Raw genomic sequence first — 9,285 nt, forward strand, 5'->3', positions numbered from 1 at the left:
CCCTCGTGCAGGGGATGTTTGATCGGGCATAAATGATGTGAAATCGGACAGTCCCTTGTGTGAGATCGGGCGTACAACAGGCAAAGTTGGGAGACTCGGGGCACAATAGGGCTCATGGGAAATCATGTAGGAAACAAAGTCGTGCTCATCGGCGCAGGTGATGTTGGAGTTGCCTACGCATTCGCACTCGTTAACCAAGGAACCGTCGACCACCTGGCCATCATCGACATCGACGAGAAGAAGCTCGCCGGCAACGTGATGGACTTGAACCACGGCGTGGTCTGGGCGCCTTCGCGCACCCGCGTCACCAAGGGCACCTACGCGGATTGCGCTGATGCCGCAATGGTGGTCATTTGCGCCGGCGCCGCGCAGAAGCCGGGCGAGACCCGCCTGCAGCTGGTGGATAAAAACGTCAACATCATGAACTCGATCGTCTCCGACGTCATGGCCAACGGCTTCGATGGTATCTTCCTGGTTGCTTCCAATCCAGTGGACCTTTTGACCTACGCAGTGTGGAAGGCTTCCGGCCTGCCGCATGAGCGCGTCATCGGCTCCGGCACCATCCTGGACTCCGCGCGTTATCGCTACATGCTCTCGGAGATGGATGACATCGCTCCGACCTCCGTCCACGCCTACATCATCGGCGAGCACGGCGACTCTGAGCTCCCGGTTGTCTCTTCGGCCAATATCGGCGGTGTGTCCTTGTCCCACCGCTCCGAGGAGGACCCGGGCTACAACGAGCGCATCGAGAAGATCTTCGAAGATACTCGCGACGCTGCCTACACCATCATCGACGCCAAGGGTTCCACCTCTTACGGCATCGGCATGGGCCTGGCACGCATCACTCGTGCAGTCATCCAGAACCAGGCAGTTGTGCTTCCGGTTTCTGCGTACCTGCAGGGCCAGTACGGCGTTGAGGATGCCTACATCGGCACCCCAGCGGTGATCGACCGTTCCGGTATCAACAAGGTTGTTGAGCTGGCGCTCGACGAGCACGAGAAGGAGCGCTTCCGCGCTTCCTATGAAACGCTCAACAAGATCAAGACTGAGATCTTCGGATAGTGAAAATCGTCGCGCACAGGGGATACTCCGGTAAATATCCGGAATTGTCCCCTCTTGCATTTGCTAAGGCGCTGGAGCTGCCGATTCACGGCCTCGAGTGCGATATCCGCCTGTCCCGGGACGGCAAGGTGGTGGTCAACCATGACGCCACCCTTGACCGCACCGCGGGCCGCCCAGGCCGCATCGCGCAGATGGATTGGCAGGAGTTGCGCCAAGTCGGAATCGGCGGCGGCCAGCGCATGATGCTGCTCGATGAACTGCTGGAGATGCTGGGCGATAACCCGCATCACCTTTACATCGAAACCAAGCATCCCTCCGGCCAGGGCGATGTCCTTGAAGAACAGCTGGTGCTGCGCTTGCGCTACGCCGGGCTTCTCGACGATCCCCGCATCCACATGATTTCCTTTTCCCACAAAGCAGTCCGGCGCATGCAGTCTCTTGCCCCGCAGGTCGATCGCTTCTATCTACGTCGCGACTGGGAGCGGCACTTCCCTGATGTTTTGCTTTCCCGCCCAACGGGCCTGGGCATGTCGTTGTTGCGTGCCAAATTGCGCCCCGATGACATCGGGGCCTTTGGGCTTCCCACCTATCTGTGGACGGTGGATAAACCGGATGACATGAAATGGGCGTGGTCCAACGGAATAGACATTTTGGCCACGAATCAACCAGAAGTGGCCCTACACGCCATAGAGCTCTAGCCAGCAGGTAGATTGGTGAACATGGCCAAGAAGAAAAAGAACAAGGAACAGCTGCCTGAGGGAATGTCTCGCCGTCAGGCCAAGCTAGCTGCTCGCGCCGCAGAGCGCGCGGCCCTAGAAAAGGATGCCCGTCCATTCGGCGGCTTGAGCGCTGAGGCTTCCCTCGTTGCGATGCAGGAATTCGTTCCTTCCGCGACTGCAAAGCTCTCCCTCAAGGGCTTTGACAAGGACGTTTATGTCGCCACCGTTCTGCCGGGCGCTTCTGCCGCACTCATCCGTGACGATGAGTTCGGCGGCGACGCATTCGTGGGCTTGCAAGTACAGTCCCACACCCACAATCCGGGCCGCGACCTCGCATTCGCCCTGAACTGGGTAAAGAATAATGAGCCGGGCTCTACCCTTGAGTCCACCGCGGCAGACGGCTCTGAGCCGGCTCTTAGCGAGCTGCTTGAGGAATCTGCAGACTTGGACATTAACGTCTACCAGGATTTCTCCTGGTGGATGCCAGAGGGCGCTCAGATCACCCCGCAGGTGGCGCAGTCTATGCAGATGGCAAACGACTCCGTCATCGAGTCCCACCAGGTAGGCAACGACATCGAGGGCATCGCCTTCTGGGCAAACGCCGGCGGCGGCAAGGCGCACATCCGTTGGGTACGCCCGAACGATGATGAGAACGCCTTCTTAAACGCCCTGGCCCGCGTTGCAGCACGCGGCGAGCTGAACCTTGGTGAAAACACCAAGTTCGCCGGCGTCTTCCGCACCCACGGCCTCATCGCGCCGGTCTTTGACCTGCAGCCAGAGGTAGCATTCGACTCCTACGAGGCAGAGCTTGCTCGTGTCGACAAGGCGCTCGCCGCAGAGATCGACAACGACGAGAACCTGAACTCCGACGAGCGCAAGCAGCTCGAGAACATCAAGTCCCGCCAGGTCACCCTGCGCTAGAAAGTAGCTGTTTAGTACTTTCCGCGCGTACGATGCGCCTACAAAAGACACAAAGAAGGGGAGGCACCTCCGATGAGGTGCCTCCCCTTTTATGATCGCTGCTTTACCGGGAGCGGTCTTACTTCAGCGAATCCCACAGCTGCTGGGTTGCTTCTTCATCCCAGAGCACCACGTTGCCCACCGTGGTGTCCTCGAAGCCGCCGATTGGCACGGTCTCGGTCTCCACGCCGCTGGCCATGGCCAGCGCCACGCGGGCCAGGTGCCAGACGTGGTCTTTTTCGCCCACGATGAAGGAGCTGGCGGTGTGGTTGACCAGGGAGATGGTCCTAAACGGATTGATCAGCGTGCCCGGCGAGGTGATCTTATCCAGCAGCGCTGCGAAGAACTCGCGCTGGCGCTGGACACGGTCAAGGTCGCCCATCGCGGTAGCGCGCGTACGCACATAGCCCAGCGCCTCCGGTCCGCGCAGCTCCTGGCAGCCCGGCTGCAGGTTGATGCCGGCGAGCGGATCATCAATCGCTTCCTTGACGCAGATATCTACGCCGCCAACAGAATCGACCACGTTGGCCAGGCCGCCCATGCCGATTTCGGCATAGTGGTCGATGTGCAGGCCAGTGGATTGCTCCACGGTTTCCGTCAGCAGCTGCGGGCCACCATAGGTAAAGGCAGCATTGATCTTGTCCATGCCGAAGCCGGGTACCTCGACGTAGCTATCGCGGGGAATGGAGACCAGCTTGGCCTTGCCGGAGGTCGGAATATGAAGGACCATGATGGTATCGGTACGGCCAACGCCCACGTCACCGCCGGTGCCGAGCTCTGCCTGCTGTTCCTCCGTCAGCCCCTGGCGGGAATCGGAGCCCACCAACAGCCAGTTGGTGCCCGCCGTATTGGAGACCTGCTGTTCCGGCATCGCCTCGATGCGGGTCAGGCGCGAATCCGTCCACAAGGTAAAGACCAAAGTCAGCACGAGCATGATCGCCACGAACCAGCCCAGGCAGCCCAAAGACTTCTTAATCGGGTTTACCTTCTTGCGGCGGCGATGCGGACGCTGCGGCTTTACGCCCCTTGTGCCTTCAGGTGAGCGATAGCTGCGCGGTACATCCGGCGTTGCGCGCCGAGGCGCGCGCTGTGGCATAGGCTGTTGCTCGAGCCGGGGCGGCGTGCGCCGTGGCGCGCCCTGATTGCGCTCCATGTATGCGCCCACATCAAAACGGGTTTCTTCCGGGCGGGGAGAGGCTGGGCGGGAGCTAGGGTTACTCGCTGCAGATCCTGCCCGCGGTGGGCGCGGCGCTGCTTGGCGACGCCGCACTGGGCGCCCAAATCGGTCCCTTATAGGTTTGCCGTCAGCACCGAGCACGTAGTCTGCGGCCGAGCCTGCGCCGGAATCTGCTCCGGAGGCGGGCACAGGGCTATCACCTGCGCGGCGTGCCTCGCGATGCGGGTCTCGTCCAGATTCAGTCATGCGCTCAACTCTACATCGAATTCACTCCTGTCCCATATGTGTACATGCGTTTGTCCACATGCGTGTGTCCCGAACTGGGCCGTGAATAAACAGAATACGCAATCTAGAAAAGCAGGGCATATCCCACGAAAGCCACGGCGTCGATGAGAAAGTGCGCGATGATAAGCGGCCAGACCTTGCCGGTCTTGGCATAGAAGTATCCGTAGACCAGCCCCATCACGATGTTGCCGAAACCTGCCGATACACCCTGGTAGAGATGATAAGAACCGCGCAGGATTGATGACGCCGCGAGGGTGGCCGGCAGCGCCCAGCCTGATTGGCGCAGGCGGGTCATAAACCAGTAGACCACCACGACTTCCTCGGCAAAGGCGTTCGCGGCTGACTTCAAAAGCAGCACTGGCATTTCCACCCAGGCATTATCGAAGGAGGTTGGGACGACTTCCTTGGTCCAACCAAAGTGCAGCGCAGAGTAGTACAGTGCGAGCCCCGGCAACCCGATGAGCGCGGCCAGGCCTGCGCCCTGCAGCCAATCCCTTACACGCGGGAAACGCTCAAGCATCGCCGCGGGTTTGTTTCGGACCGAAAGCAAATAGAGCGCCAGCGCGCCCCAGGAAAACAGCACGGCGGCGGAGCAGAGCTGCAGGCCCAGGTCCAGCCACGGGGAGACAGATTGGCTCGAGTTGATGGTCACCGATTGCGCGTTTAGTGGTGCTGGATTGAGCAGGTCATCGATGAGCCGCAGCACCGAGCGCACGCCCGAAATGCCAAAACTCAAGGCCAAGACGATGAGGATTTCCGTCAGCCTCGTCCGGTTCTTTTGGTTTCCGGCCTCTTTAAGATGCCCGCGCGTCATGGGTGCAGCACCTTCGCTAAGCCGAGCAGCTCGGCGTCGTCAAGCGTTATGCCTCCCAAATGCACGCCCACCGGCGGGTGGTCTGGCACCTTCCAGGGAATCGAAACCGCGGGCAGCATCGCGACGTTGAACAGCGAGCCCCACGGCGACCACCGCGTTTGTTCGTCGAAATTCTCCTGGTGCGGGAGGGAGGTAAACGCGCCGCGCCTGGGCGGATCATAGGCCAGCATTGGCGTGAGAATGGCGTCTACCTGCCAGTACTCCGCCAACAACGCCGGCAGCTGCGCCGCGTGCTCGCGCGCCGCCGCGTGCTCGGCGTTGCTTACCTGCATCCCCAGTTGGCGGATCCACTCGGCGTAGCCGGTGGTCTCCGGGAGCTTGGCCAGCTTGCGCATGAATAGGCGCTGGAAAGCTTGGAATGTCTCGCCTGCCTGCGGATAGGGCGAAATCGCCACCGTTTCGAAGCCCTGCCCCTCTAGTACCTGCGCTGCTTCTTTGACCGCCTGCAGCATGTGCGGGGCAACGGCCGTGGAAGCAAAGAGCGGATCGACCAGCACGCCTACCCGTGCGCGTGGCGTCCGTGGGCACAGTTCGTGGAGAAAAGCGGCGTCGTCAAGAGTGCGCGCAATAAAGCCCTGCACCGCCAGCTCCTCGCCGGAGGGCTTGAAGCCCACCACGCCACAAGCTGCAGCGGGCACCCGGATGGAGCCGCCGCCGTCCGAAGCATGGGCCGCACGCAGCAACCCTCGGGCCACCTGCACGGCCGCACCGCCCGAGGAACCACCCGGCGTCTTTCCTGGATAGAGCGGGTTATCCGGATGCGGCAGGCCCACCGGTTCCGTATCTACCCGCAGGCCCAACTCCGGTGCCGCGGACTTACCCACGATGCGCGCTCCCTGCTGCTCCAAGCGCTCGATGAAAGGATCGCTGAACTCTGGGAGATAGGTGCGCTGCGCATGCCCCATGGTGGTAGGCATGCCCGCTACATCGTTGAGATCCTTGGCGGAGAGAATCCACCCGCTCAACCGGCCTTCCGCCTGCGGTGCGCGCTCCAAGTCGAGGTGGGTAAATCCATGCTCTTCGGCGCTTAAATGCCCAAGCGATTCGCGGAGAGCCGCCAAGCTGAAATCCGGGGAAAACTCCATGGCGCCACAGTCTAGTGGGCTAGGGTTGCCAGCATGAGCAACGCAACAAAAATTGCTTTCCTTGGCCCCGCCGGTACCTTCACCGAGGCTGCCCTGCAGCAGATGGCCAGCGAATTCGCCGCCGTGGAGCCGCTGCCAGTGGACTCGCCCGCGGCAGCTGTGAACGCGGTGCGCGCAGGTAAAGCGGACTATGCCTGCGTTGCCCTGGAAAATTCGGTCGACGGTGCGGTGACCGCCACGTCCGACGCCCTGGTCGATGGCGACGCAGTGCAGATCTATCGCGAAGTCGACCTGTCTGTTGCGTTTAGCATCATGGTCCGGCCCGGCACTAAGCCCAATGACGTGCGTACCTTTTCCACCCATCCGGTGGCCTTGCAGCAGGTCCGTGGCTGGTTGGCAGGCAATCTTCCCGCTGCCACGTTTGTTGCCGCCAGCTCCAATGGTGCCGCAGCCCAGGCGGTAGCTGCGGGGGAAGTCGATGCGGCAGCAGCGCCGACCCGCGCCGCGGAACTCTTTGAGCTGGACACGCTTGCCGATGCCGTGGCCGACGTCCAGGGCGCCACCACCCGCTTCGTCCTCGCGGGGCTGCCCGGAAAACCAACGACCCGCACCGGTCGTGACAAGACCGCAGTGGTCTTTACCCTGCCCAACGAACCAGGTTCGTTGGTCGGCGCACTGGAGGAATTCGCCCACCGCGGTGTGGATCTTTCCCGTATCGAATCGCGGCCTACCCGCACCGGACTCGGCACGTATAGGTTCCACGTGGAACTAGTAGGCCACATCGATGACGAACCCGTGGCCGCAGCGCTGCGCGCATTGTGGTTGCGCGCGGAAGAACTCGTCTTCTTGGGTTCGTGGCCCTCCTATTCGGATAAGGGCACGCAGCCGCGTGATCTATCGCGCTTGAAAGCGGCAGATGAATGGGTAGCGCGGGCACGGAAGGGCCAATAGTGTAGGAAACTATGAGCGGAAGAATCTTTCTCGTGCGCCATGGCCAGACCTACTCCAACGTCGAGCACCTGCTCGATACACGCCCGCCGGGAGCCGAGCTTACCGAGCGTGGCCGTGGTCAGGCCACGGACGTGGGCCAAGAGCTTGCGGAGCTAACCGCAGGCCGCAAGGTGCGCTTTTATTGCTCTATTGCGTTGCGCGCCCAGCAAACCGCGATGCTGGCGGCGGAGTCTTTTGCCAAGGCCACCGGCCAAATCCGTGTGCCTGTGGAGGTGAAGACGGGCATCCACGAAGTTTTCGCCGGCGACTTCGAGATGGACGGCAGCGAGGACGCCCACCGCTCCTACATGGTGGCGCTGCGCGGCTGGCTCGACGGCGACGAGAACGCCTGCATGGAAGGCGGCGAGACCTACCGCAACGTTTTGGAGCGCTATCAGCCGGTGATTGAAGAAGTTGCCGCTAACTTAGGCGAGGACGAGGACGCGGTCGTTGTCAGCCATGGCGCTGCCATTCGTGTGGTCAGCCGTCACGCCACCGGAGTCGACGCGGACTTCGCCTACACCGGGTACATGGCAAACGGACGTTTTACGGTGATGGAACCCAACGGCCAGCCCTTTGGCAAGTGGACACTGAAGCGCTGGGCAGATACCGATATGGAAGAATCCAGCAGCATCTAGCCGAGGGCGCTAACCCCAGCCCAGATGGTGTAGCTCGTGTTCTTCTAGCCCGAAGTAGTGGCCTAGCTCGTGGAAGACAGTCACCTCGACTTGGTGCGCCAGCTCTTCTTCCGTGTTGCACCATTCCTGCAGCGCACCGCGGTAGATGAAGATGGTGTCGGGTAGAAAGCCCGTGTGGTCGAAAGTGCGATCTGGAAGGGCCACGCCCACGTAGAGGCCCAACAGGTGGGGATTTTCTGCGTTGAAATCCTCCACCAAGATGGCCAGGTTGCGCATCCGCTGGACGAACTCGTCCGGGAGTTTATCGAGCGCATCGTTGACCATCTCATCGAAGCGCTCTTCGCTTACTAAATACACCTGCTGCTCGTTATCGCCTTTTGTATTACCGATTTGCTCGGCTTATTACTGCGTGGCAGGTGCCGGAGCGTTAGCCGCCGAGCTATTGTCTGCTGGGGCGCCCTGTGCGTTAGGCGCTGGGCTGGGCGCTGCGGAAGGGTTGCGCACCGGATTGCGCTCTGGCTGGACTGCTGGTGGCGCGCCGTCGATAGTCAGAGCGTTACGGCCGCCGGTGGCAGAGCCGGTGATGGTGGAGAAGTGGCCATCGTTCGGGTGCATCAAAGAGCAGTTCACGGAGCGGCTGCCACCGTTCCATGCGGCCTCGCTGACCGAGCCCCAGAAGGGTTGCAAGGTGGACTGATAAAGGTTTTCTTCCTCGCCCAGGTACTCGATGGCGGCGGCCGTACAAGTTTCGTTGAGGTAGGAGTTTAGTTCCTCACCGTTGGGGTAGCCACCGGTGAAGTGTTCGCCTAGGTTCACGATGGATACGGTCTCCAGCTGGTGCGGCTGCGCACAGTCCACGGTGCGCACGATCTGCTTGTCATCAATGCTGCGGCATTCGCCAGGCTTGGCGACGACCGACTGATCCACCGCTTCCACGTTGCCGGTATTTAGCTGTGGAACGCCTGCCTCATCGGTGGTCTGTAGGCCACAGAGTAGGGTGCGATCTCCTTGCTGCCATGCTGCCTGTGGCGGCAGGACGGATGCAATGTCGAACTTGCCGTTTGGATCCCATTTGCCGTGCAGGTAGCCCAGGGTGCTGGACTCGCACAGCTCATCGCGCAGCGCGTTCTGGCGGGTGACGTCGGGCCGCTCAGCGTCGGGGCCGAACTCACTGGTGGGGTAGGTGCTGAGATCCTCGCGAGCAGCAACCTCAAAGCGGTGCGGCTTATCGCAGGAAATCTCGGCGAAGTTGGAGATTTCTCCCTTGCCGTCGATGTCCCAGGATAAGCAGGTGCCGGACTCGGCCGAGGTAAATGCAACTACCTCCGGCTCGGCGGAGGGCTGCTCTGCTTTATTGGGAGCGGACTGGTTGCCAGTATTCGGGCTAAGCAGCCCGTATGCACCGAGAAACGCGGCGGCTGCGAGGGTGGCCACCAAGAATAAGCGGACGGCAAACGATGAGCGCCAAGGAGAATTCTTACTCATAAGGCCTCCC

At 61.4% G+C, this 9,285-nt stretch carries 10 protein-coding genes; 5 read left to right on the forward strand and 5 right to left on the reverse strand.

The window, feature by feature from the left end; all coding sequences use genetic code 11:
• Window positions 1-114: 114 nt before the first annotated feature.
• Genes HMPREF3169_RS00545 through HMPREF3169_RS00555 form a run of 3 tightly spaced genes read left to right on the forward strand, consistent with a single transcriptional unit; the run spans window position 115 to window position 2,702 of the window.
• A complete protein-coding gene (locus tag HMPREF3169_RS00545; protein WP_061925105.1) occupies window positions 115-1,062 on the forward strand; it encodes an L-lactate dehydrogenase in 948 nt (315 codons plus the stop codon).
• Window positions 1,062-1,760, forward strand: coding sequence for a glycerophosphodiester phosphodiesterase family protein (locus tag HMPREF3169_RS00550; protein WP_062043054.1), 699 nt, complete (start codon window positions 1,062-1,064; stop codon window positions 1,758-1,760). The genes HMPREF3169_RS00545 and HMPREF3169_RS00550 overlap by 1 nt, the downstream gene beginning before the upstream one ends.
• A gap of 21 nt (window positions 1,761-1,781) precedes the next feature.
• Window positions 1,782-2,702 (forward strand): DUF5926 family protein, encoded by a 921-nt coding sequence (locus tag HMPREF3169_RS00555; protein ID WP_062036768.1) that lies wholly within the window; start codon window positions 1,782-1,784, stop codon window positions 2,700-2,702.
• Window positions 2,703-2,820: 118 nt separating this feature from the next.
• Here HMPREF3169_RS00555 and HMPREF3169_RS00560 read toward each other — a convergent pair whose 3' ends face one another.
• From HMPREF3169_RS00560 to HMPREF3169_RS00570, 3 genes are all read right to left on the reverse strand, one after another.
• On the reverse strand, window positions 2,821-4,164 hold the full coding sequence (locus HMPREF3169_RS00560; protein ID WP_070455308.1) for an LCP family protein: 1,344 nt from the start codon (window positions 4,162-4,164) through the stop codon (window positions 2,821-2,823).
• Window positions 4,165-4,267: 103 nt separating this feature from the next.
• Complete coding sequence (locus HMPREF3169_RS00565; RefSeq protein WP_070455310.1) at window positions 4,268-5,017, reverse strand: CPBP family intramembrane glutamic endopeptidase; 750 nt, start codon at window positions 5,015-5,017, stop codon at window positions 4,268-4,270.
• Complete coding sequence (locus tag HMPREF3169_RS00570; RefSeq protein WP_070455312.1) at window positions 5,014-6,162, reverse strand: amidase; 1,149 nt, start codon at window positions 6,160-6,162, stop codon at window positions 5,014-5,016. The genes HMPREF3169_RS00565 and HMPREF3169_RS00570 overlap by 4 nt, the downstream gene beginning before the upstream one ends.
• Before the next feature lie 33 nt (window positions 6,163-6,195).
• On the opposite strand from HMPREF3169_RS00570, the gene pheA reads away from it, so the two are divergent.
• Both pheA and HMPREF3169_RS00580 read left to right on the forward strand, forming a co-directional pair.
• Complete coding sequence (pheA, locus tag HMPREF3169_RS00575) at window positions 6,196-7,113, forward strand: prephenate dehydratase (protein ID WP_070455314.1); 918 nt, start codon at window positions 6,196-6,198, stop codon at window positions 7,111-7,113.
• Between the two features lie 11 nt (window positions 7,114-7,124).
• Window positions 7,125-7,790 (forward strand): histidine phosphatase family protein, encoded by a 666-nt coding sequence (locus HMPREF3169_RS00580; RefSeq protein WP_061925090.1) that lies wholly within the window; start codon window positions 7,125-7,127, stop codon window positions 7,788-7,790.
• A 9-nt stretch (window positions 7,791-7,799) separates the two neighbouring features.
• Here HMPREF3169_RS00580 and HMPREF3169_RS00585 read toward each other — a convergent pair whose 3' ends face one another.
• Together HMPREF3169_RS00585 and HMPREF3169_RS00590 are read right to left on the reverse strand one after the other, a co-directional pair.
• Window positions 7,800-8,147: a metallopeptidase family protein gene (locus tag HMPREF3169_RS00585; RefSeq protein ID WP_096337089.1), complete on the reverse strand. Its 348-nt coding sequence runs from the start codon at window positions 8,145-8,147 to the stop codon at window positions 7,800-7,802.
• Between the two features lie 45 nt (window positions 8,148-8,192).
• Entirely contained in the window at window positions 8,193-9,275 is a 1,083-nt protein-coding gene (locus tag HMPREF3169_RS00590; RefSeq protein WP_070455316.1) for a septum formation family protein, read from the reverse strand.
• Window positions 9,276-9,285: the final 10 nt, after the last annotated feature.

The organism is Corynebacterium sp. HMSC08C04 (assembly GCF_001807495.1).
Classification (GTDB): domain Bacteria; phylum Actinomycetota; class Actinomycetes; order Mycobacteriales; family Mycobacteriaceae; genus Corynebacterium; species Corynebacterium simulans.

Coding starts and splice junctions, on each gene's coding strand:
- HMPREF3169_RS00545 (WP_061925105.1), top strand. CDS start 115: ATGGGAAATCATGTAGGAAACAAAGTCGTGCTCATCGGCGCAGGTGAT.
- HMPREF3169_RS00555 (WP_062036768.1), top strand. CDS start 1,782: ATGGCCAAGAAGAAAAAGAACAAGGAACAGCTGCCTGAGGGAATGTCT.
- HMPREF3169_RS00560 (WP_070455308.1), bottom strand. CDS start 4,164: ATGACTGAATCTGGACGAGACCCGCATCGCGAGGCACGCCGCGCAGGT.
- HMPREF3169_RS00565 (WP_070455310.1), bottom strand. CDS start 5,017: ATGACGCGCGGGCATCTTAAAGAGGCCGGAAACCAAAAGAACCGGACG.
- HMPREF3169_RS00570 (WP_070455312.1), bottom strand. CDS start 6,162: ATGGAGTTTTCCCCGGATTTCAGCTTGGCGGCTCTCCGCGAATCGCTT.
- pheA (WP_070455314.1), top strand. CDS start 6,196: ATGAGCAACGCAACAAAAATTGCTTTCCTTGGCCCCGCCGGTACCTTC.
- HMPREF3169_RS00580 (WP_061925090.1), top strand. CDS start 7,125: ATGAGCGGAAGAATCTTTCTCGTGCGCCATGGCCAGACCTACTCCAAC.
- HMPREF3169_RS00590 (WP_070455316.1), bottom strand. CDS start 9,275: ATGAGTAAGAATTCTCCTTGGCGCTCATCGTTTGCCGTCCGCTTATTC.